The 19725-nt window shown below is 66.7% G+C and carries 31 protein-coding genes; 3 read left to right on the top strand and 28 right to left on the bottom strand.

The window, feature by feature from the left end; all coding sequences use genetic code 11:
- Nucleotides 1-98 precede the first annotated feature (98 nt).
- From rpmJ to PXH83_RS17785, 27 genes are all read right to left on the bottom strand, one after another.
- The gene (gene rpmJ, locus PXH83_RS17915; protein WP_009740505.1) at nt 99-212 is read right to left on the bottom strand and encodes a 50S ribosomal protein L36; all 114 of its coding nucleotides are present in this window, start codon (nt 210-212) and stop codon (nt 99-101) included.
- A gap of 61 nt (nt 213-273) precedes the next feature.
- A complete protein-coding gene (gene infA, locus PXH83_RS17910) occupies nt 274-495 on the bottom strand; it encodes a translation initiation factor IF-1 (RefSeq protein ID WP_003956442.1) in 222 nt (73 codons plus the stop codon).
- 154 nt (nt 496-649) lie between these two features.
- Nucleotides 650-1486 carry a type I methionyl aminopeptidase gene (gene map / locus PXH83_RS17905; protein WP_274561387.1) on the bottom strand — a complete coding sequence of 279 codons (837 nt, stop codon included), beginning with the start codon at nt 1484-1486 and terminating at the stop codon, nt 650-652.
- Between the two features lie 97 nt (nt 1487-1583).
- Nucleotides 1584-2246: an adenylate kinase gene (locus PXH83_RS17900; RefSeq protein ID WP_214920403.1), complete on the bottom strand. Its 663-nt coding sequence runs from the start codon at nt 2244-2246 to the stop codon at nt 1584-1586.
- On the bottom strand, nt 2246-3562 hold the full coding sequence (secY, locus tag PXH83_RS17895) for a preprotein translocase subunit SecY (RefSeq protein ID WP_214920404.1): 1317 nt from the start codon (nt 3560-3562) through the stop codon (nt 2246-2248). The genes PXH83_RS17900 and secY overlap by 1 nt, the downstream gene beginning before the upstream one ends.
- Before the next feature lie 213 nt (nt 3563-3775).
- Nucleotides 3776-4231, bottom strand: coding sequence for a 50S ribosomal protein L15 (rplO, locus tag PXH83_RS17890; protein ID WP_274561386.1), 456 nt, complete (start codon nt 4229-4231; stop codon nt 3776-3778).
- Between the two features lies 1 nt (nt 4232).
- Entirely contained in the window at nt 4233-4415 is a 183-nt protein-coding gene (rpmD, locus tag PXH83_RS17885) for a 50S ribosomal protein L30 (RefSeq protein ID WP_018550611.1), read from the bottom strand.
- Nucleotides 4415-5017: a 30S ribosomal protein S5 gene (rpsE, locus tag PXH83_RS17880; RefSeq protein ID WP_014047793.1), complete on the bottom strand. Its 603-nt coding sequence runs from the start codon at nt 5015-5017 to the stop codon at nt 4415-4417. The genes rpmD and rpsE overlap by 1 nt, the downstream gene beginning before the upstream one ends.
- Before the next feature lie 46 nt (nt 5018-5063).
- Nucleotides 5064-5447: a 50S ribosomal protein L18 gene (gene rplR, locus PXH83_RS17875; protein WP_028812363.1), complete on the bottom strand. Its 384-nt coding sequence runs from the start codon at nt 5445-5447 to the stop codon at nt 5064-5066.
- 3 nt (nt 5448-5450) lie between these two features.
- Nucleotides 5451-5990, bottom strand: a complete 540-nt coding sequence (gene rplF, locus PXH83_RS17870) for a 50S ribosomal protein L6 (RefSeq protein WP_214920406.1) — start codon at nt 5988-5990, stop codon at nt 5451-5453.
- A gap of 21 nt (nt 5991-6011) precedes the next feature.
- Entirely contained in the window at nt 6012-6410 is a 399-nt protein-coding gene (gene rpsH / locus PXH83_RS17865) for a 30S ribosomal protein S8 (protein ID WP_028812365.1), read from the bottom strand.
- Between the two features lie 222 nt (nt 6411-6632).
- Nucleotides 6633-6818: a type Z 30S ribosomal protein S14 gene (locus PXH83_RS17860; protein ID WP_004571834.1), complete on the bottom strand. Its 186-nt coding sequence runs from the start codon at nt 6816-6818 to the stop codon at nt 6633-6635.
- A gap of 2 nt (nt 6819-6820) precedes the next feature.
- On the bottom strand, nt 6821-7378 hold the full coding sequence (gene rplE / locus PXH83_RS17855; protein WP_214920407.1) for a 50S ribosomal protein L5: 558 nt from the start codon (nt 7376-7378) through the stop codon (nt 6821-6823).
- A complete protein-coding gene (gene rplX, locus PXH83_RS17850; RefSeq protein ID WP_214920408.1) occupies nt 7378-7701 on the bottom strand; it encodes a 50S ribosomal protein L24 in 324 nt (107 codons plus the stop codon). Before rplX ends, rplE begins: the two co-directional genes overlap by 1 nt.
- Nucleotides 7702-7703: 2 nt before the next feature.
- On the bottom strand, nt 7704-8072 hold the full coding sequence (gene rplN / locus PXH83_RS17845) for a 50S ribosomal protein L14 (protein ID WP_003966950.1): 369 nt from the start codon (nt 8070-8072) through the stop codon (nt 7704-7706).
- A 126-nt stretch (nt 8073-8198) separates the two neighbouring features.
- Entirely contained in the window at nt 8199-8483 is a 285-nt protein-coding gene (gene rpsQ, locus PXH83_RS17840; protein WP_214920409.1) for a 30S ribosomal protein S17, read from the bottom strand.
- Nucleotides 8483-8707: a 50S ribosomal protein L29 gene (gene rpmC / locus PXH83_RS17835; protein WP_028812369.1), complete on the bottom strand. Its 225-nt coding sequence runs from the start codon at nt 8705-8707 to the stop codon at nt 8483-8485. Before rpmC ends, rpsQ begins: the two co-directional genes overlap by 1 nt.
- Complete coding sequence (gene rplP, locus PXH83_RS17830; RefSeq protein WP_119286204.1) at nt 8707-9126, bottom strand: 50S ribosomal protein L16; 420 nt, start codon at nt 9124-9126, stop codon at nt 8707-8709. Before rplP ends, rpmC begins: the two co-directional genes overlap by 1 nt.
- Nucleotides 9127-9131: 5 nt before the next feature.
- Entirely contained in the window at nt 9132-9977 is an 846-nt protein-coding gene (gene rpsC / locus PXH83_RS17825; RefSeq protein WP_214920410.1) for a 30S ribosomal protein S3, read from the bottom strand.
- Nucleotides 9977-10324: a 50S ribosomal protein L22 gene (gene rplV, locus PXH83_RS17820; protein WP_028812372.1), complete on the bottom strand. Its 348-nt coding sequence runs from the start codon at nt 10322-10324 to the stop codon at nt 9977-9979. The genes rpsC and rplV overlap by 1 nt, the downstream gene beginning before the upstream one ends.
- 41 nt (nt 10325-10365) lie before the next feature.
- The gene (gene rpsS / locus PXH83_RS17815) at nt 10366-10647 is read right to left on the bottom strand and encodes a 30S ribosomal protein S19 (protein WP_274561385.1); all 282 of its coding nucleotides are present in this window, start codon (nt 10645-10647) and stop codon (nt 10366-10368) included.
- 12 nt (nt 10648-10659) lie between these two features.
- On the bottom strand, nt 10660-11496 hold the full coding sequence (gene rplB, locus PXH83_RS17810) for a 50S ribosomal protein L2 (RefSeq protein ID WP_274561384.1): 837 nt from the start codon (nt 11494-11496) through the stop codon (nt 10660-10662).
- A gap of 39 nt (nt 11497-11535) precedes the next feature.
- Complete coding sequence (gene rplW / locus PXH83_RS17805) at nt 11536-11859, bottom strand: 50S ribosomal protein L23 (RefSeq protein ID WP_274561383.1); 324 nt, start codon at nt 11857-11859, stop codon at nt 11536-11538.
- On the bottom strand, nt 11859-12515 hold the full coding sequence (gene rplD, locus PXH83_RS17800) for a 50S ribosomal protein L4 (RefSeq protein ID WP_274561382.1): 657 nt from the start codon (nt 12513-12515) through the stop codon (nt 11859-11861). Before rplD ends, rplW begins: the two co-directional genes overlap by 1 nt.
- 7 nt (nt 12516-12522) lie before the next feature.
- Entirely contained in the window at nt 12523-13167 is a 645-nt protein-coding gene (gene rplC, locus PXH83_RS17795) for a 50S ribosomal protein L3 (protein WP_028812377.1), read from the bottom strand.
- Between the two features lie 11 nt (nt 13168-13178).
- Nucleotides 13179-13487 (bottom strand): 30S ribosomal protein S10, encoded by a 309-nt coding sequence (gene rpsJ / locus PXH83_RS17790; RefSeq protein WP_003948644.1) that lies wholly within the window; start codon nt 13485-13487, stop codon nt 13179-13181.
- Between the two features lie 451 nt (nt 13488-13938).
- Nucleotides 13939-14139, bottom strand: a complete 201-nt coding sequence (locus PXH83_RS17785) for a DUF397 domain-containing protein (RefSeq protein ID WP_274562878.1) — start codon at nt 14137-14139, stop codon at nt 13939-13941.
- A gap of 384 nt (nt 14140-14523) precedes the next feature.
- Here PXH83_RS17785 and PXH83_RS17775 point away from each other — a divergent pair, with 384 nt between their 5' ends.
- The 3 genes from PXH83_RS17775 to PXH83_RS17765 all read left to right on the top strand — a co-directional run bounded on the left by PXH83_RS17775 (nt 14524) and on the right by PXH83_RS17765 (nt 18398).
- Nucleotides 14524-15537: a helix-turn-helix domain-containing protein gene (locus tag PXH83_RS17775; protein WP_274561381.1), complete on the top strand. Its 1014-nt coding sequence runs from the start codon at nt 14524-14526 to the stop codon at nt 15535-15537.
- Nucleotides 15538-15589: 52 nt separating this feature from the next.
- Nucleotides 15590-16177 carry a Uma2 family endonuclease gene (locus tag PXH83_RS17770; RefSeq protein ID WP_274561380.1) on the top strand — a complete coding sequence of 196 codons (588 nt, stop codon included), beginning with the start codon at nt 15590-15592 and terminating at the stop codon, nt 16175-16177.
- 133 nt (nt 16178-16310) lie between these two features.
- Nucleotides 16311-18398, top strand: a complete 2088-nt coding sequence (locus tag PXH83_RS17765) for a PIG-L family deacetylase (RefSeq protein ID WP_420803181.1) — start codon at nt 16311-16313, stop codon at nt 18396-18398.
- Nucleotides 18399-18513: 115 nt separating this feature from the next.
- Here the strand turns inward: PXH83_RS17765 and tuf are convergent, their stop codons facing one another.
- Complete coding sequence (gene tuf / locus PXH83_RS17760; protein WP_028812381.1) at nt 18514-19707, bottom strand: elongation factor Tu; 1194 nt, start codon at nt 19705-19707, stop codon at nt 18514-18516.
- Between the last annotated feature and the right edge of the window lie 18 nt (nt 19708-19725).

The following is a 19725-nucleotide window of genomic DNA, read 5'->3' as shown; positions in this document are numbered from 1 at the left end:
CCTCCGCCGGAGGTGTCAGCACCCTGAAGGTGTCTGGGTTCTGCGTATGTACGGAATTACTTGCGTCGCGCGATCTGCGAGATGCAGGGGGTCGTGCGTCAGCCCTGGCGCTGCTTGTGGCGCAGGTTTTCGCAGATGACCATGACCCGACCGTGACGGCGGATCACCTTGCACTTGTCGCAGATCTTCTTGACGCTCGGCTTGACCTTCATGGGATGTCAGGTTCTCCGGGTCAGTGCCACGACCCCGTGGAACACGGGGCGCGGGCAAGATCTACTTGTACCGGTAGACGATCCGGCCACGCGTCAGGTCGTACGGAGAGAGCTCCACCACGACCCGGTCATCCGGGAGGATGCGGATGTAGTGCATACGCATCTTGCCGCTGATGTGCGCTAGGACCTTGTGACCGTTCTGAAGTTCCACCTTGAACATTGCGTTCGGGAGGGACTCGATCACGGTGCCCTCGATTTCGATGGCACCTTGCTTCTTGGCCACGCTTCGCCCTTCGAATCGGCTACCTTGATCGACTCTCGCCTCCGTATGCAGACATACGGGTACACGCGAGCCGACGAGTCAGTCTACGTCAGGCCCCCGGAAAACACGAATCCGGCAAGTCTGCCCAACGGTCAAGATCGTTACTCTGAGCAGCTCAGCCCAGCGGATCGGGCGCAGCCGTCACGCCGTACTCCGCAAGCTTCGCTTTCCCGCCGTCCACCGCGGTCAGCACCAGCGGACCCTCCTCCGTCAGCGCCACCGAGTGCTCCCAGTGCGAGGACCAGGTCCCGTCCGTCGTGACGACGGTCCAGTTGTCCTCCAGCACATCGGTGTGCGGCGTACCGAGGCTCACCATCGGCTCGATCGCCAGGCAGAAGCCGGGCACCAGCTTGGGGCCCTTGCCGCGCTTGCGGGTGACGTAGTTCAGCAGGTGCGGGTCCATGTGCATCTCGGAGCCGATGCCGTGGCCGCCGTAGTCCTCGATGATCCCGTACTTGCCCGTGGCGGGACGCGGCTGGCGGCGGATGTACGACTCGATCGCCTTGGAGATGTCGACGAGGCGGTTGCCCTGCTTCATCGCGGCGAGCCCGGCCCACATCGACTCCTCCGTCACCCGGGAGAGCTCCACCAGCTCGGGCGCATGCCCCGTACCCACGAAGGCGGTGTACGCCGCGTCGCCGTGCCAGCCGTCGACGATCGCGCCGGCGTCGATGGAGATGATGTCGCCGTCCTTGAGGACGGTCTTGTCGTCGGGGATGCCATGCACGACGACCTCGTTGACCGAGGTGCAGATGGTGGCGGGGAAGCCGCCGTACCCGAGGAAGTTCGACTTCGCGCCGTGCTCCGCGAGCACCTTGCGGGACACCTCGTCCAGGTCCTTCGTGGTGGCGCCGGGAACGGCCGCCTCACGGGTGGCCGCATGGACGGCGGCGACGACCAGCCCCGCCTCGCGCATCTTCGCGATCTGCTCCGGGGTCTTGATCTCCACCATGTGTGCGCCTTCCGCATTCGCTGTTACTGCCTGCTCAACAGTACGGCCGCGGCGCCTCTCGGACACCGCGGCCGCAACCGTTGTACTGCTTGCTCAATCAGCCCTCGTCGGAGGACTTCTTCAGGGCTTCCATCGCGCGCTTGGTCACTTCGTCGACCTTGCCGAGCGCGGAGATGGTGACCACCAGGCCCTGGGCCTTGTAGTGGTCGATGATCGGCTCGGTCTCGCTGTGGTAGACCTCGAGGCGACGGCGCACCGTTTCCTCACTGTCGTCACCACGCTGGTAGAGCTCGCCGCCGCAGACGTCACAGACGCCCTCTTCCTTGGCGGGGCTGTACACCACGTGGAAGACGTGGCTGGAGTCGTTGCGGCAGATGCGGCGACCCGCGATCCGCTTCACGACCTCGTCCTCGGGGACTTCCAGGTCCAGTACGGCATCCAGCTTCTGGCCCTCGGCCTTCAGCGACTCGTCCAGAGCCTCGGCCTGCGAGACGTTCCGCGGGAAGCCGTCAAGGAGGAAGCCGCCCTGGGCGTCGGGCTTTGCCATACGGTCCTTGGCCATCCCGATGGTGACCTCGTCCGGAACCAGGTTGCCGGCGTCCATGAACGCCTTCGCCTGCTTGCCGAGGTCCGTGCCCTGACTGATGTTGGCGCGGAAGAGGTCGCCCGTGGAGATGTGCGGGATCGACAGGTTCTTGGCAAGGAACGCAGCCTGCGTTCCCTTGCCGGCACCGGGCGGCCCGACGAGGACGATTCGCATCAGCGGAGGAACCCTTCGTAATTGCGCTGCTGGAGCTGGCTCTCGATCTGCTTCACGGTCTCCAGGCCCACACCCACGATGATGAGGATGCTTGTCCCGCCGAAGGGGAAGTCCTGGTTCGCTCCGAAGCCCGCCAACGCCATCGTCGGTACGAGAGCAATCAGACCCAGATACAGCGATCCCGGCCACGTGATCCGATTGAGCACATAGCTGAGGTACTCAGCAGTAGGTCGACCAGCCCGGATACCCGGGACGAAGCCACCATACTTCTTCATGTTGTCGGCGACTTCCTCGGGGTTGAACGAGATCGCCACATAGAAGAAGGCAAAGAACACGATCAGCAGGAAGTAAGTGGCGATGTAGATGGGTTTGCCGTCCACAAAGTGCTGCTGAATCCAGGTCGCCCACGCGGAATCTCCGCCACCGCCACCAAACTGCACGATCAGCATGGGGATGTAGAGAAGCGACGACGCGAAGATGACAGGAATCACACCGGCCTGGTTGACCTTCAGCGGGATGTACGTCGACGTACCGCCGTAGGACTTCCGTCCGATCATGCGCTTCGCGTATTGCACCGGAATCCTGCGCTGCGCCTGCTCGACAAAGACCACGAGCGCGACCATCGCAAAGCCGACCAGGATCACCACGCCGAACTCGATCCAGCCGTTGGCCAGATCACCCTGCTTCTTGATGGCCCACAGGGCGCCCGGGAAGCCGGCCGCGATCGAGATGAACATCAGGATCGACATGCCGTTGCCGACGCCGCGGTCGGTGACGAGCTCACCGAGCCACATGACCATCGCGGTACCCGTGGTCATGGTGATCACCATGACGACAGTGACGAAGATCGACTTGTCGGGCACGATGTCGGCCGCGGCCGGACACCCGCTGAACAGCGCACCGTTGCGGGCGGTGGCGACCAGGCCGGTGCCCTGCAGGATGGCGAGCGCCACCGTCAAGTACCGCGTGTACTGGGTGATTTTCGCCGTGCCGGACTGACCCTCCTTCTTGAGGGCCTCCAGACGGGGAATCACCACGGTCAGCAGCTGGAGAATGATGCTCGCCGTGATGTACGGCATGATGCCGAGCGCGAAAATCGTGATCTGCAGCAGCGCGCCGCCACTGAACAGATTCGCCAGACCAAGGAGGTTGTTGCCCGACTGAGCCTGGTCCACGCAGAGCTGCACGCTCTTGTAACTGACGCCGGGGACAGGGATGTGGGCCCCGAGCCGGTACAGCACAATGATGCCGAGCGTAAAGAGCAGCTTCTTGCGCAGGTCGGGCGTCTTGAACGCCCGGGCGAACGCGGTGAGCACGGTGCCTCCTGCGACCCCCGCGCTTCTGCGTCAGAGGTGACGGTCTTGAGGATCGACGAATACGAATCAGTCAAAAGCCGCACGGACACACCGCGCGGAAGTTAACGGTGCACGCCACCATACCGGCGACCATGCCCCCCTAGGAACGACCAACCGGGGATGCCCCTTTTGAGAGGCATCCCCGGTCGATGTTCAAGCCATCGGACTCGTCTCTCAGACGAGCTCGGTGACGGTGCCGCCGGCAGCGGCGATCTTCTCCTTGGCGGAGGCGGAAACGGCGTCAACCGTCACCGTCAGCGCCACGGAGACCTCGCCGGCGCCAAGCACCTTGACGAGTTCGTTCTTACGCACCGCACCCTTGGCGACCAGATCGGCCACCGTGACCTCTCCACCCTGCGGGTAGAGCTCGGCGAGCTTGTCCAGGTTCACGACCTGGTACTCGGTGCGGAACGGGTTCTTGAAGCCCTTGAGCTTCGGCAGACGCATGTGGAGGGGCATCTGCCCGCCCTCGAAGCGCTGCGGAACCTGGTAGCGGGCCTTGGTGCCCTTGGTACCACGACCTGCGGTCTTACCCTTGGATGCCTCACCACGACCGACACGGGTCTTGGCGGTCTTGGCACCCGGGGCGGGCCGGAGGTTGTGGACCTTCAGCGGGTTGTTTTCCGCCATGTCAGTCGACCTCCTCAACCGTCACGAGGTGGCGGACGGTGTGAACCATTCCGCGGAACTCGGGGCGGTCCTCCTTGACAACCACGTCGTGCAGGCGCTTGAGCCCGAGCGAACGAAGGGTGTCGCGGTGGTTCTGCTTGCTGCCGATGTACGACTTCGTCTGCGTGATCTTGAGGCGGGCCATTACGCACCCGCTCCCGCACGAGCACGAAGCAGAGCCGCGGGGGCGACGTCCTCGAGGGGCAGACCACGGCGAGCCGCGATCTCCTCGGGACGCTGCAGGCCCTGGAGGGCCGCCACGGTCGCGTGCACGATGTTGATCGGGTTCGACGAACCGAGCGACTTCGACAGGATGTCGTGAACGCCGGCGCACTCGAGTACGGCACGCACCGGGCCACCGGCGATAACGCCGGTACCGGGGGAAGCCGGCTTGAGCAGGACAACGCCCGCAGCCTTCTCGCCCTGGATCGGGTGCGGGATGGTGCCCTGGATACGCGGAACCTTGAAGAAGCTCTTCTTGGCCTCTTCAACGCCCTTGGCGATGGCCGCGGGAACTTCCTTGGCCTTGCCGTATCCGACACCTACGGTGCCGTCACCGTCGCCCACCACGACCAGCGCGGTGAAGCTGAAGCGGCGACCACCCTTGACAACCTTGGCAACGCGGTTGATCGCGACAACGCGCTCAACGTAAGCGGTCTTCTCGGCGGCAGCGCCACCGTCGCGACCCTTCCGGTCCCGCCGCTCGCCGCCACCGGCACCGCTTCCGCGGCGCTGGGGTCCAGCCATTGGATTTACCTCTCTCTGTTACGTCCGTTAGTCCCGGAACCGGGGCTTAGAACTTCAGCCCGGCTTCGCGGGCGGCGTCAGCCAGAGCGGCAATGCGCCCGGCGTACCTGTTGCCACCACGGTCGAACACGACGGCCTCGACGCCGGCAGCCTTGGCACGCTCGGCGACAAGTGCGCCGACCTGCTGGGCCTGGGCGCTCTTGTCGGCCTCGCCACCACGGATCGAGGCGTCCAGGGTCGACGCCGACGCGAGCGTGTGGCCCGCGATGTCGTCGATGACCTGCGCAACGATGTTGCGGTTGGAGCGCGTCACGACGAGGCGAGGACGCTCCGGCGTACCGGAGACGTGCTTGCGAACGCGGATGTGACGACGCTTGATGGCAGCGCGCTTGTACGCGTCACCCTTGGCGATCTTTACACCGTATGCCATGGCTTACTTACCCGCCTTTCCGACCTTGCGGCGGATAACCTCGCCCGCGTACTTGACGCCCTTGGCCTTGTACGGGTCCGGCTTACGCAGCTTGCGGATGTTCGCGGCGACCTCGCCGACCTTCTGCTTGTCGATGCCCTCGACGCTGAGCTTCGTGGGCGACTCGACCTTGAAGGAGATGCCCTCGGGGGCCTCAACGACGATCGGGTGGCTGTAGCCCAGGGCGAACTCCAGGTTGGAGCCCTTCGCCTGGACGCGGTAACCGACACCGCTGATCTCGAGCGCCTTGCTGTATCCCTGGGTCACACCGGTGATCATGTTCGCCACCAGCGTGCGGGACAGGCCGTGGAGGGCCTTGTTCTGACGCTCGTCGTTCGGGCGCAGCACCGCAAGGGTGCCGTCCTCGCCCTTGGTGACCTCGATGGGCGCCGCAACAGTGTGCGAGAGGGAACCCTTGGGGCCCTTCACCGCGACCGTACGGCCATCGATGGTGACGTCCACACCGGCGGGAACCTGGATGGGGAGCTTGCCGATTCGCGACATTAGCTTTTCCTCCGTTCCCGACTACCAGACGTAGGCGAGGACTTCCCCACCTACGCCCTTCTTGCCTGCCTGCTGGCCGGTCAGGAGACCGTGGGACGTGGAGATGATCGCCACGCCCAGGCCGCCGAGGACCTTCGGCAGGTTGGTGGACTTCGCGTAAACGCGCAGACCCGGCTTCGAGATCCGCTTGATGCCCGCAATGGAGCGCTCACGGTTCGGGCCGAACTTCAGCTCCAGGACGAGGGACTTGCCGACTTCGGCGTCCTCGACCTTCCAGCCGGTGATGAAGCCCTCCTGCTGGAGGATCTCCGCGATGTGCGACTTGATCTTGCTGTGCGGCATAGCCACGGTGTCGTGGTACGCCGAGTTCGCGTTACGCAGACGAGTCAGCATGTCCGCGATCGGATCAGTCATGGTCATGAATTGGCCTTCGGCCTCTCTCGCCGGGGTTTCCTGTATGCGCCATCCCTCTCCCCACTCAGTGGCGGGACGGGTGCGGTGCGGGGACCTACGGCGTAGTAAGTCGGTCAGGGCGGCAGGCGCCCAACCCCGCAAGCCTACGGCATGCGAAGGAGGGCTCCTGCCGACCAGATACTTACCGAGAGCCTCTGGAAATCCGTACGCCCGAAGGGCAGTACAGGACTACCAGGAGCTCTTGGTCACGCCCGGCAGCTCGCCACGGTGAGCCATCTCACGAAGGCACACGCGGCACAGGCCGAACTTGCGGTAGACGGAGTGCGGCCGGCCGCAGCGCTGGCAACGCGTGTACGCGCGCACAGCGAACTTCGGCTTGCGGGCCGCCTTAGCGATCAGGGCCTTCTTCGCCACGGTCAGTTCTCCTTGAACGGGAAGCCGAGGTGACGAAGGAGGGCACGACCCTCGTCGTCGTTGGTCGCCGTGGTAACCACGGTGATGTCCATGCCCCGGACCCGGTCGATCTTGTCCTGGTCGATCTCGTGGAACATGACCTGCTCCGTGAGACCGAAGGTGTAGTTGCCACGGCCGTCGAACTGCTTCGGCGACAGACCACGGAAGTCACGGATACGCGGCAGCGCGAGCGACAGCGTACGGTCCAGGAACTCCCACATGCGGTCACCGCGGAGGGTGACGTGGCAGCCGATCGGCTGACCCTCGCGCAACTTGAACTGCGCGATGGACTTCCGGGCCTTGGTGACGGCCGGCTTCTGGCCAGTGATCGTGGTGAGGTCGCGAATCGCGCCGTCGATCAGCTTGGAGTCGCGGGCGGCGTCGCCCACACCCATGTTGACCACAATCTTGACGAGGCCGGGGATCTGCATGACGTTCTCGTACGAGAACTCCTCACGCAGCTTGCCCTGGATCTCCTCGCGGTAGCGCAGCTTGAGGCGCGGTGCGGTGGTGGTAGTCATCAGATGTCCTCACCAGTCCGCTTGGCAACGCGGATCTTGTTGCCCTCGTCGTCAAAGCGGTAGCCGACGCGGGTAACGACCTTCTTGCCGTCCTTCTCCACAACCAGCTGAACGTTGCTGACGTGGACCGGAGCCTCGGTCGTCACAATGCCACCGGTCTGCGAACCGCGAGCGGTCTGGCCGGCCTTGGTGTGCTTCTTGACCCGGTTGACACCCTCGACGAGGACGCGGTTCTCAGTAGGGATGGCCAGAATGACCTTGCCCTGCTTGCCCTTGTCCTTACCGGTGATGACCTGAACCAGGTCGCCCTTCTTGATCTTCATGCTTACAGCACCTCCGGCGCGAGCGAGATGATCTTCATGAACTTCTTCTCGCGCAGCTCACGGCCCACCGGGCCGAAGATACGGGTGCCGCGAGGGTCGCCGTCGTTCTTGAGAATGACAGCGGCGTTCTCGTCGAAGCGGATGTACGAGCCGTCCTGACGACGACGCTCCTTGACGGTGCGAACGATGACAGCCTTGACGACGTCACCCTTCTTCACGTTGCCGCCGGGGATCGCGTCCTTGACGGTGGCGACGATGACGTCGCCGATGCCCGCGTAGCGGCGACCCGAGCCACCGAGAACACGAATGGTGAGAATTTCCTTCGCACCCGTGTTGTCGGCGACACGCAGTCGCGACTCCTGCTGGATCACGTCTATCTCCTGATCGTCTGCCGGTTCCCGGCAGGGGCACCTGGGTGCCCCTGCCGAGCCTGGCGGAACTGTCCTGAGGGAAACCCCTCAGGGCTGTATCAACGGGAATTCCCTTGCGGGAATTACCTACTTGGCCTTCTCGAGGATCTCGACGATGCGCCAGCGCTTGCTTGCCGACAGCGGACGCGTCTCCATGATGAGGACGCGGTCGCCGACGCCGGCAGCGTTCTGCTCGTCGTGCGCCTTGAGCTTGTTCGTACGGCGGATGACCTTGCCGTACAGCGCGTGCTTGACGCGGTCCTCGACGGCGACGACGACGGTCTTGTCCATCTTGTCGCTGACGACCAGACCCTCACGGGTCTTGCGGAATCCGCGGTCAGTGTTCGTCTCAGTCACGTTCTTCTCGCTCATCAGGCGCTCTCCACCGTCTCGATGCCCAGCTCGCGCTCACGCATCAGGGTGTAGATCCGGGCGATGTCCTTACGGACGGACTTGAGCCGGCCGTGGTTCTCGAGCTGTCCGGTCGCCGCCTGGAAGCGGAGATTGAACAGTTCTTCCTTGGCCTCACGGAGCTTGGCGACGAGATCCTCGTCGTTCAGCTCGCGCAGCTCGGTCGCCTTGGTACCGGCCGCCATCACGACTCACCTGCCTCGCGCCGAACAATCCGGCACTTCATCGGAAGCTTGTGAGCAGCGCGGGTGAGCGCCTCACGAGCAATCTTCTCGTTCGGGTAGGACAGCTCGAACATCACCCGACCGGGCTTGACGTTCGCGATCCACCACTCGGGGGAACCCTTACCGGAACCCATGCGGGTCTCGGCAGGCTTCTTGGTGAGCGGACGGTCCGGGTAAATGTTGATCCAGACCTTGCCGCCACGCTTGATGTGGCGGGTCATCGCGATACGAGCAGCCTCGATCTGGCGGTTCGTCACGTACGCCGGGGTCAGCGCCTGGATGCCGTACTCGCCGAATGCGACCTCAGTGCCACCCTTCGCCATACCACTGCGCTTGGGGTGGTGCTGCTTGCGGTGCTTGACCCTACGAGGGATCAGCATTTCGGTCAGGCCTCCGTTCCGGTGCTCTCAGCCGGAGCAGCGGCGGCGGGAGCGTCGGCCTTGGGGGCCTCCGCTGCCGGCGCGGACTGCTGCGGCTTGCGGCCGCGGCCGCCACGCTCGCCACCACGACCACCACGGCCACCGGCCGGACGGTCGCCCGCGCCGCCACCACGGGCCGGGCGGTTACCCGCACGGGCCGCAGCGTTCTCGGCGCGAACCTCGGCGATGTTCTTGACGTCGCCCTTGTAGATCCAGACCTTCACGCCGATACGGCCGAAGGTGGTCTTGGCCTCGAAGAAGCCGTAGTCCACGTTCGCGCGCAGCGTGTGCAGCGGCACACGACCCTCGCGGTAGAACTCGGACCGGGACATCTCGGCGCCGCCGAGACGGCCACCACACTGGATCTTGATGCCCTTGGCGCCGGCCTTCATCGTGCCCTGCATGCTCTTACGCATGGCGCGACGGAAGGAGACGCGGGAGGAGAGCTGCTCGGCAACGGCCTGGGCAACCAGCTGAGCGTCCATCTCGGGGTTCTTGACCTCGAGGATGTTCAGCTGGACCTGCTTGCCCGTGAGCTTCTCGAGGTCACCGCGGATGCGGTCGGCCTCGGCGCCACGGCGGCCGATGACGATGCCCGGACGAGCGGTGTGGATGTCCACACGCACGCGGTCACGGGTGCGCTCGATCTCAACCTTCGAGATGCCGGCGCGCTCCATGCCGGACGTCATCATCCTGCGGATGGCGACGTCTTCCTTGACGTAGTCCTTGTACAGCTTGTCGGCGTACCAGCGGGACTTGAAGTCCGTGGTGATGCCGAGCCGGAACCCGTGCGGGTTTACCTTCTGGCCCATTACCGGGAACCTTCCTTGCTGCTGACGACCACGGTGATGTGGCTGGTCCGCTTGCGGATCCGGTAGGCACGGCCCTGGGCGCGCGGACGGAACCGCTTCAGGGTCGGGCCCTCGTCGACGTACGCCTCGCTGATGACCAGCGAGGAGGCGTCCGTGTGGTCGTAGTTGTGCGCGGCGTTGGCAATGGCGCTGTCAAGCACCTTGCCGACCGGCACGCTCGCGGCCTGCGGGGCGAAACGCAGGACCGCCTGAGCCTCCGTGGCATCCATGCCACGGATAAGGTCCACCACGCGGCGGGCCTTCATGGGCGTGACGCGGATGTACCGCGCCTGGGCCCTGGCTTCCATGGTTGTCCCTTCGGTGTCGTTCATAGTCATCGCACCCCGCCTTAACGGCGCTTCGACTTGCGGTCGTCCTTGACGTGGCCGCGGAAGGTGCGGGTCGGCGCAAACTCGCCGAGCTTGTGGCCGACCATCGACTCGGTGACGAACACCGGGACGTGAATCTTGCCGTTGTGCACCGCGATGGTGTGACCCAGCATGGCCGGGATGATCATCGAGCGCCGGGACCAGGTCTTGATGACGTTCTTGGTGCCTGCCTCGTTCTGTACGTCCACCTTCTTGATGAGGTGTCCGTCGACGAAGGGCCCCTTCTTGAGACTGCGCGGCATCTAAACCCGCTCCTAGCGCTTCTTGTTCGTCTTGCGGCGGCGGACGATGTACTTGCTCGATGCCTTCTTCGGCGAGCGAGTACGACCCTCCTTCTGACCCCACGGGCTGACCGGGTGGCGACCACCGGAGGTCTTGCCCTCACCACCACCGTGCGGGTGGTCAACCGGGTTCATCGCGACACCGCGGACGGTCGGGCGTACGCCCTTCCAGCGCATACGGCCGGCCTTGCCCCAGTTGATGTTCGACTGCTCGGCGTTGCCGACCTCGCCAATCGTGGCGCGGCAGCGGGCGTCGACCAGCCGGATTTCACCGGACGGCATACGAAGGTGGGCCATCGTGCCCTCCTTCGCCAGCAGCTGCACGGAGGCACCCGCGGAACGGGCGAACTTCGCGCCGCCGCCGGGCCGCAGCTCGATGGCGTGGATGGTCGTACCGACCGGGATGTTGCGCAGCGCCAGGTTGTTGCCGGGCTTGATGTCGGCGCCAGGGCCGTTCTCAATCCGGTCACCCTGCGTGAGCCCACGCGGTGCGATGATGTAGCGCTTCTCGCCGTCTGCGTAGTGCAGGAGCGCGATGCGCGCGGTGCGGTTCGGGTCGTACTCGATGTGCGCGACCTTGGCCGGCACGCCGTCCTTGTCGTGACGACGGAAGTCGATCACTCGGTAGGCGCGCTTGTGGCCACCGCCCTGGTGGCGAACGGTCACACGACCGGCGTTGTTACGGCCGCCCTTGCTGTGCAGCGGGCGGACCAGCGACTTCTCCGGCGTGGACCGCGTGATCTCGACAAAGTCGGCGACGCTGGAGCCACGACGGCCCGGGGTCGTCGGCTTGTACTTGCGGATACCCATTTCTCAGTCCTCGTCCGATTCCGGACGACTCGGACTCCGCTAGGAGACCGGGCCGCCGAAGATGTCGATACGGTTGCCCTCGGCGAGGGTCACGATGGCGCGCTTGGTGTTGGCACGCTTGCCGAAACCGGTCTTGGTCCGCTTGCGCTTACCCTGCCGGTTGATCGTGTTGACCCCGGTGACCTTGACCGAGAAGACCGCTTCCACGGCCTGCTTGATCTGGGTCTTGTTGGAGCCGGGCGCGACGATGAACGTGTACTTGTTCTCGTCGAGCAGCGCGTAGCTCTTCTCGGAAACAACCGGCTTGACGAGGACGTCACGCGGGTCCGTGAAGGTCTTGCTGGTTACGGTCGCCTCAGCCATCAGACGTCGCTCCCTTCGGTCTCATCGGCCTTGGTGGGGCCAGACACGAAAGACTCGAAAGCGGCCTTGGTGAAGACCACGTCGTCGGAGACGAGCACGTCGTACGTGTTCAGCTGGCCCGGCTCCAGGAGGTGCACCTGGGGCAGGTTGCGGGCGGACAGCCACGCGGCCTCGTCCGAACGCTCGGCGACCAGGAGCACGTGCTTGCGCTCGCTGACCTTGCCCAGCAGGTTCTTCGCGGCCTTCGTGGACACAACCGCACCCTCGACCACGTCGGAGACGACGTGGATGCGAGCGTTACGGGCCCGGTCGGTGAGGGCGCCACGCAGAGCGGCGGCCTTCATCTTCTTGGGCGTGCGCTGCGAGTAGTCACGCGGCTGCGGGCCGTGGACGACGCCACCGCCTGCGAACTGCGGGGCGCGGGTCGAACCCTGACGGGCGCGGCCGGTGCCCTTCTGGCGGTAGGGCTTCCTGCCGCCACCACGGACTTCGCCGCGACGCTTGGTCTTGTGCGTGCCCTGACGGGCAGCAGCCAGCTGTGCGACAACGACCTGGTGGATCAGCGGAATGCTGACCTTGGCATCGAAGATCTCCGCGGGGAGCTCGACGGTACCGGCCTTGTCGCCTGCCGGCGTAAGGATGTCAATGGTGCTCATCGGTTCCTCAAACCCCCTTGGCCGCGGTACGGACCAGGACGAGGCCACCGTTGGGGCCGGGGACGGCGCCCTTGATGAGCAGCAGACCCTTCTCGGCGTCAACGGCGTGGACGGTCAGGTTCTGGGTGGTGACCCGCTCGTTGCCCATACGACCCGCCATGCGCATGCCCTTGAAGACACGGCCGGGGGTGGCACAGCCACCGATGGAACCGGGCTTGCGGTGCACGCGGTGGGCACCGTGGGAAGCCTTGCCACCGGCGAAGTTGTGACGCTTCATGACACCGGCGAAGCCCTTGCCCTTGCTCTTGCCCGTGACGTCAACCTTGACGCCGGACTCGAACACCTCGGCAGTGATCTCCTGGCCGAGCGTGTACTCGCTGGCGTCGGAGGTACGGAGCTCCACCAGGTGGCGGCGCGGGGTCACGTCGGCCTTGGCGAAGTGGCCCTTGAGGGGCTTGTTCACCTTGCGAGGGTCGATCTCGCCGAAGGCGATCTGGACCGACTCGTAGCCGTCGGAGTCATTCGTGCGGACCTGGGTCACGACATTAGGCCCGGCCTTGACGACGGTCACCGGGACAACCCGGTTGTTCTCGTCCCAGACCTGGGTCATGCCGAGCTTCTCGCCCAGGATGCCCTTAATCTGCTTAGCCATCTCCGCGCCTCTCAGAGCTTGATCTCGATGTCAACGCCGGCCGGAAGGTCCAGGCGCATCAACGAGTCAACGGTCTTGGGCGTGGGGTCGAGGATGTCGATGAGGCGCTTGTGCGTGCGCATCTCGAAGTGCTCGCGAGAATCCTTGTACTTGTGCGGCGACTTGATGACGCAGTACACGTTCTTCTCTGTGGGCAGCGGCACCGGGCCTGCGACCGACGCACCAGTGCGAGTCACCGTCTCGACGATCTTCTTCGCCGAAGAGTCGATGACCTCGTGGTCGTAGGCCTTGAGCCGGATGCGGATCTTCTGTCCCGCCATGGCTACCTAGTAGTCCTGTTCTCTCGTAACGCTCTGGAACCCGAGGGGGTTGCCTCGAAAAGCACCGCTCTGCTCCGACCCACGCGGTCGGGCGTGTCGCATCCCCGCCAGCAAGAAATCCCGAAGGTTTTCCCTTTAACAGGGGATGCGGTCCGCGACCGCAAGCCGGGGGAGAACACCCACCGGGTGCCTGGCCGGCACCGCACTGACGCTTCCCGGAAGATTCCCGTACGTCCGCCCCAGCGCTGCCCAGAGGGCAGATTGGGCGACGAGTACTGTGGGACTCGCTTCCGGTCCTCCCGGCGGGAGGCGCGCAGCATCGGCACTCAACCGAGCAACCCCGACAGTCTGCCATACCGGGCACGTCACTGGCCAATCGGGGCGCAGGATCTTACCCCCCGGGGCCATCGCGTCAAGCGCGGGCTCGCAGCCCCCGTTCAGGTTCTTGCGCTCAGTGCCCGGATGCGTACGTTACGAAGTCACCCCAGGCGCCGGGGGTGAACCCGAGCTGGGGGCCGTGGACGTTCTTGGAGTCGCGGACGTGGACGGTTCCGCAGCCGGTGGCGATCTCGACGCAGTCGTTGCTGGCGCTGGCGCTGTAGCTGCTCTTCGACCACTCCTGCTCGGCGGCGACCGGCTCCCGGCCGCACAGCTGCCCGGCGGCGGGGAGTCGGGACGCGGGCTGCTGCTCGTCGCGGCGCTCGCCGACCGCTGGGGCGTCACATCGGGCCCGTCGCCCTGCAAGACGGTGTGGGCCGAGATCGCGCTCTGAACCGGGTCGCGGTGTACCGCGATGCGGTGAGCCGCATCGCGGTACGGCACGACATCAGAGACTTTCAATCCCGGAGTGCAAAAACCCCTCCCAACCCCACCAGCCTCCCCGTCACCCACACGGGTGGCGTTCGCCAACTGGGCTGGATTTTCGGCCGGTTGCCGGGCATATGCTCGGCCCGACAAGCACAGACATGTGACGGCCCCCGGCCGGGACGCCAATCCCGAACGAGGGCCTGACCACCGAGGAAGTAAGGGCTTCCCGATGGCTCCCCAGCACCTTAGCGCGCCCTCGCGCGCCTCGTCCGGCGTTCCCCGGGCCGCCGCCCGTTCCGGCGTCGTACACGCCAACACCCGGCACACCAGCCGCTACACGGTCGTCGGCAATCACCTCACCCAGCACCGCGAACTGACGCTCGTCGCGATCGGGCTCGCCGCGCACATCCAGTCGCTGCCCGCCGGGGCCCGTATCGGCATCAAGTGCCTCTCGGACCGCTTCCCGGAGAGCGAGGCACGCATCGCCGCCGCCCTGCGCGAGCTGGAGGCGTACGGCTACCTGGAGCGCACCCGGGAGCGGCTGCCGAACGGCCGGATCGTCACGCACACGGTGTCGTACAACCAGCCGGAGCCGAGCCGCCCCGCCCGCGCCGCAGAGCCCAAGCCGCAGCGGCCCGCACCCCCAGCCCCGGTCCCGCACCCGAAGGCATCCCCGCCCCGGCCCGCCCCCGCCGACGTACCCCCGCCGCAAACACCCGAGCCGGCACCGAAGCCCACACCGGCCCCCGCCCCCGAACCGGCATCGGCATCGGCATCGGCATCGGCATCGGCATCGGCATCGGATCCCGTACCCGCACCGGAACCCGCCCCGCAACCCCGACGCGTCCCCCCGCCCCTCCCCGAGCCCCGCACCCAGGACCCGGCGCGCCACCGCGTCGCCGCCGCGCTCCTCGCGGACCTGCGCCGGGACGACCCGCGTCTGCTGCTGGCCGAGCGGGACGTGCAGCGGCTCGCGCCCGCCGTCGCCGCGTGGCTGGAACTCGGGGCCGCTCCCGACGCCGTACGCGCCGCCATGACCGCGAATCTTCCCGAGCCGCCACGCCACCCCGCGGCCCTGCTCGCACACCGCCTCACCGCGCGGATGCCGCCACCCCTGCCGCCCGCACCAAAGGTGGTACGGCCGGACCCGTTCCAGACCTGCGAGGGCTGCGACCGCGCCTTCCGCGCGCCCGAACCGGGCCGCTGCCGCGACTGCCGCCCGGGCCTTACGGGGGCCGCCTAGCATGAAAGCGACGATCCCTGCCCCTGGGCACAGACGACGAGGAGCGAGTGCCATGACCATCGCCCCGGACGACGCGCGGCGGGACGCCTCCCACTACGGGGCGATGCGGGAGTTCGTTCAGTCCATGGACGACACCCTTCCCGGCAAATTCGAGATCACCAAGGAAGGGATCGTTCACGACATGATGGCGCCCGTCGGCCCCCACGAGCTGACCACGCTGCGCGTCCGGAAGCGCCTTGAGAAGGTGATGCCGGAAGACCTGGTGGCCCACACGGGGACTCCCGACGTGGAAGACCAGGCCGAGGGCATCATGCGTCACCCGGACGTGATGGTTATTGCCGAAGCGGACATGGAAGTCGAGGGAGCCTTCGATCCGCGCACCCTGATCGCCGCCATCGAGGTCGTGTCCCGGTCCAACCCGGACAACGACTGGGTGGGCAAGACGCGGGACTATCCGCTCCTCGGGATTCCCGTATACGCGATCTTCGATCCCCGTACGGGCGCGGGAGCGGTGCTCACCGAGATCCACCCCACCCCGAACGGTCCCCGGTACGCGACCCGGAAGGACTTCCTCTACGGCGAGGACGTCACGATCGGCGAGTGGACGATCTCGACGGAGCAGCTGCCCCGTTACCCGTAGGCCACGCCTGGCAAAGGCCCACGCACACGCCACCGCGTAGAGGCAACCCCGGTCACCGAATCCCCGTCCCCCTTCACAGAGCGCAGCGCGAAGCACCGCCCGCTGCGGGGGAAGTGGACGGGGAGCAGCACGCGTGGCCAGTACCGCCGAACGGGGACCTGCCCCTGCCTGCCCTGAGGGCGCCACCGCGTCCGGGCCCACCAGGCGCACCCTCGTCGCCTCCGCCGCCGCCGTCACGGCGGGCCTCGCCGTGAGCGCCTGCTCGGTCCCCGCCCCGCGCCGTAAGGGCCCCGCGCCCGATCCGCTGCCGGGCAAGCAGATATCCGGGCCCCGGCACGCGCTGCTCATGCAGATACTCGCCCACCCGGACGACGACCTGTACTTCATGAACCCGGACACCCAGCGGACGCTGGACTCCGGCGTCCCGCTGGTCTGTGTGTACGTCACCGCGGGCGAGGCCAACGGTGTCAACCGGATCCCCGGCGCGGGCCCCCAGGCCGCCGACAGGACGGCGTACTCCTCCGCCCGCCATCAGGGGCTGCGCCAGGCGTACGCCACTCTCCTCGGACTGCCCCGCTTCACCGAGTGGGACAAGTCCGTCACCACGCTGCGCGGGGACCGCAGGGCCGAGCTGAACTCACTCGCGAACGGTGACCGCCGGGTCGAGCTGATCTTCCTCAACCTCGCCATGCACACCTCGTGGGGGCGGATGGGACTGCCCAGTCTGTGGGAGGCGAGGGGGCTGTCGCTGCGTACCGTCGTGGCCGACAACTCGCCGCTGCAGAAGGCCGGTTCGTACACGTACGACGGGCTCATCGACGTACTCGCGGGGCTGATGGCCGAGTACCGGCCCACCGTCGTGCAGACCCTCGATCCCGACCCGGACATCCAGCACAGCGACGAGGCCACCCGGCGCCGCGACAGCGAGCAGCCCGGGTACTCCGACCACGCCGACCACACGGCTGTCGGCTGTTTCGCCTGGGCGGCGATGATCCGCCGGGTCGCCGAGGCCACCGAGAACCGCGGTGACGTGCCCGGCTTCGTCGCCACGTCGTACCGCGGCTACTACAACCGCCACTGGCCCAAGAATCTGCCGCGGGACGTGCTCAGGGAGAAGGCCTCGCACCTCGTCCCGTACGGCGGCGCACCCGACTGGGAGTGCGGGAACGCGGCGGGCTGCGGCGACTACAACGTCGGCGGCGACCGCCCGCTCACCAACCGGAAGGGCTGGGTCCGATCCACCCACTACCGCTACCCCGGTGCACGCCCGGTCGTCACCTCCGGGACCGACGGGCGCCTGACGGCGTACGGCGTGCTGGGCCTGCGGGTCGCACGCTGGCGCGAGACGGCGCGCGGCAGCGGCGTGTGGGGCGCACCGGACGACCTGGGCGGCGGGCCGCTCGCACCGGCGCTCGGCTCGGCCACTCTGGGGGACGGGAGGCAGCTCATATTCGGGCTGCGTTTCGCCGCGCTCGGCGGTCATGGCGCGGCCAATGCGCGCGAGATAGTACTGCTCGAACAGCGAACTTCTGACGGGGAGTTCAGCGCCTGGACCGGCCTCGGCAACCCGGAGAAGCGCCGGGACCGGGGGCGCCGCATCGGCTCGCCCGTCGCCGTGGCGGCTCCCGACGGCCGGGTCCATCTGTTCGTACGCAACGCGGACAAGGGCATCAGTACGCGGGTCAGGGACACGGCGGGGCGCTGGGCCGGCTGGCGTGATCTGGGCGGCGGCGAGATACAGGACGGCCTGGCCACCGCGGTGGACGGCCATGGCCGCGTCCACGTCTTCGCCGCGGGCCACGACACCGTCCACCACTGGACGCAGGACGCACCCGGCAAGCCGGTGGGACCGCGCCCGGCGACCGGTCTGCCCACGCCGGGCGGCTCCCCCACGGCCCTCGCGGCGCCGGACGGCGGCATCGACCTCGTGTACCGGGGCCCCGCGACCGCGCGGCTGACGACGGCACGGGTGGGCGGCGCGAGCCCGGTGCGGCTGCGCTTCAACGGTTACGGGGCGGTGGGCGCCGTAACGGCCCCGAAGGGCCCGGTCCTGGTGGGCCGCGACCGCAAGGGCCGCGTCCAGCTCCTGACGGACGGCCGCCTGATACGGCGCAAGGGAGCGCCGGCATCCCTTGAGGTCCCCACGCTGCACCTCGGCCCCGAGGGCCCGGCAGTGGTGGGCCTCGGCCCGGACGCCACGCCATGGCTCTGGAAGCCGTAGCCGCAACCACCGCCACCGCCACCGCAACAACAGAAGGGCCCCGGCTCCACCGCGAACGGCGGGGCCGGGGCCCTTCTTGGTGCTCGTACAGGAGCTACCAGGTCAAGCCACCAAATTACTTGGTGATCTTGGTGACCTGGCCGGCGCCCACGGTCCGGCCACCCTCACGGATGGCGAACTTCAGGCCCTCCTCCATGGCGACCGGCTGAATCAGCGAGACCGTCATGATGGTGTTGTCGCCCGGCATGACCATCTCGGTGCCCTCGGGGAGGGTAACGACGCCGGTCACGTCCGTGGTACGGAAGTAGAACTGCGGGCGGTAGTTGTTGAAGAAGGGGGTGTGACGACCACCCTCGTCCTTCGACAGGATGTAGGCCTGGGCCTCAAACTCGGTGTGCGGCGTAACCGAACCGGGCTTGATGATGACCTGGCCGCGCTCGACGTCCTCGCGCTTGATGCCACGGAGGAGCAGACCGACGTTCTCGCCCGCCTGGCCCTCGTCGAGCAGCTTGCGGAACATCTCGATGCCGGTGACCGTGGTGGTGGTCTTCTCTTCCTTGATACCGACAATGTCGACGGTCTCGTTGACCTTGAGAACACCACGCTCGATACGACCGGTGACGACCGTGCCACGACCGGTGATCGTGAAGACGTCCTCGATCGGCATCAGGAACGGCTTGTCGACGTCGCGCTCGGGCTGCGGGATCGACTCGTCGACGGCCTTCATCAGGTCGAGGACAGTCTGGCCCCACTCCTTGTCGCCCTCGAGCGCCTTGAGCGCCGAGACCTTGACGACCGGGAGGTCGTCGCCCGGGAACTCGTACTCGGAGAGGAGCTCACGGACCTCGAGCTCGACGAGCTCCAGGATCTCCTCGTCGTCCACCATGTCGGCCTTGTTCAGGGCGACAACGATGTACGGCACGCCGACCTGGCGGGCCAGGAGCACGTGCTCCTTGGTCTGCGGCATCGGGCCGTCGGTGGCGGCAACCACGAGGATGGCGCCGTCCATCTGCGCCGCACCCGTGATCATGTTCTTGATGTAGTCCGCGTGACCGGGGCAGTCGACGTGCGCGTAGTGACGCGACTCCGTCTGGTACTCGACGTGCGCGATCGAGATCGTGATACCGCGCTGACGCTCCTCAGGAGCCTTGTCGATCTGGTCGAAGGCCGAGGCCTCGTTCAGGTCGGGGTACGCGTCATGCAGCACCTTGGTAATCGCCGCGGTCAGCGTCGTCTTACCGTGGTCAATGTGACCGATGGTGCCGATGTTGACGTGCGGCTTAGTCCGCTCGAACTTCGCCTTCGCCACTGGGGTCCTCCTGGGAGT

It is taken from the genome of Streptomyces spiramyceticus (assembly GCF_028807635.1).
Classification (GTDB): Bacteria; Actinomycetota; Actinomycetes; order Streptomycetales; family Streptomycetaceae; genus Streptomyces; species Streptomyces spiramyceticus.
The sequence above is the reverse complement of the archived record's forward strand: the minus strand, read 5'-3'. Positions and strand labels throughout refer to the sequence as shown.

Coding starts and splice junctions, on each gene's coding strand:
- rpsE (WP_014047793.1), bottom strand. CDS start 5,017: ATGGCTGGACCCCAGCGCCGCGGAAGCGGTGCCGGTGGCGGCGAGCGG.
- rpsS (WP_274561385.1), bottom strand. CDS start 10,647: ATGCCGCGCAGTCTCAAGAAGGGGCCCTTCGTCGACGGACACCTCATC.
- rplV (WP_028812372.1), bottom strand. CDS start 10,324: ATGGAAGCCAGGGCCCAGGCGCGGTACATCCGCGTCACGCCCATGAAG.
- rplR (WP_028812363.1), bottom strand. CDS start 5,447: ATGGCATACGGTGTAAAGATCGCCAAGGGTGACGCGTACAAGCGCGCT.
- rplD (WP_274561382.1), bottom strand. CDS start 12,515: ATGAGCACCATTGACATCCTTACGCCGGCAGGCGACAAGGCCGGTACC.
- rplP (WP_119286204.1), bottom strand. CDS start 9,126: ATGCTGATCCCTCGTAGGGTCAAGCACCGCAAGCAGCACCACCCCAAG.
- rpsQ (WP_214920409.1), bottom strand. CDS start 8,483: ATGAGCGAGAAGAACGTGACTGAGACGAACACTGACCGCGGATTCCGC.
- rplB (WP_274561384.1), bottom strand. CDS start 11,496: ATGGGTATCCGCAAGTACAAGCCGACGACCCCGGGCCGTCGTGGCTCC.
- PXH83_RS17900 (WP_214920403.1), bottom strand. CDS start 2,246: ATGCGAATCGTCCTCGTCGGGCCGCCCGGTGCCGGCAAGGGAACGCAG.
- rpmJ (WP_009740505.1), bottom strand. CDS start 212: ATGAAGGTCAAGCCGAGCGTCAAGAAGATCTGCGACAAGTGCAAGGTG.
- rpsH (WP_028812365.1), bottom strand. CDS start 6,410: ATGACCATGACTGATCCGATCGCGGACATGCTGACTCGTCTGCGTAAC.
- rpsC (WP_214920410.1), bottom strand. CDS start 9,977: ATGGGCCAGAAGGTAAACCCGCACGGGTTCCGGCTCGGCATCACCACG.
- rpsJ (WP_003948644.1), bottom strand. CDS start 13,487: ATGGCGGGACAGAAGATCCGCATCCGGCTCAAGGCCTACGACCACGAG.
- rplE (WP_214920407.1), bottom strand. CDS start 7,378: ATGACTACCACCACCGCACCGCGCCTCAAGCTGCGCTACCGCGAGGAG.
- rpmD (WP_018550611.1), bottom strand. CDS start 4,415: ATGGCCCGCCTCAAGATCACGCAGACGAAGTCGTACATCGGCAGCAAG.
- rpmC (WP_028812369.1), bottom strand. CDS start 8,707: ATGGCGGCCGGTACCAAGGCGACCGAGCTGCGCGAGCTGAACGACGAG.
- map (WP_274561387.1), bottom strand. CDS start 1,486: ATGGTGGAGATCAAGACCCCGGAGCAGATCGCGAAGATGCGCGAGGCG.
- rplW (WP_274561383.1), bottom strand. CDS start 11,859: ATGGCTGAGGCGACCGTAACCAGCAAGACCTTCACGGACCCGCGTGAC.
- rplF (WP_214920406.1), bottom strand. CDS start 5,990: ATGTCGCGAATCGGCAAGCTCCCCATCCAGGTTCCCGCCGGTGTGGAC.
- rplO (WP_274561386.1), bottom strand. CDS start 4,231: ATGGCGGAAAACAACCCGCTGAAGGTCCACAACCTCCGGCCCGCCCCG.
- rplX (WP_214920408.1), bottom strand. CDS start 7,701: ATGAAGATCAAGAAGGGCGACCTGGTTCAGGTCATCACCGGTAAGGAC.
- PXH83_RS17770 (WP_274561380.1), top strand. CDS start 15,590: ATGACCATCGCCCCGGACGACGCGCGGCGGGACGCCTCCCACTACGGG.
- PXH83_RS17775 (WP_274561381.1), top strand. CDS start 14,524: ATGGCTCCCCAGCACCTTAGCGCGCCCTCGCGCGCCTCGTCCGGCGTT.
- rplC (WP_028812377.1), bottom strand. CDS start 13,167: ATGGCTAAGCAGATTAAGGGCATCCTGGGCGAGAAGCTCGGCATGACC.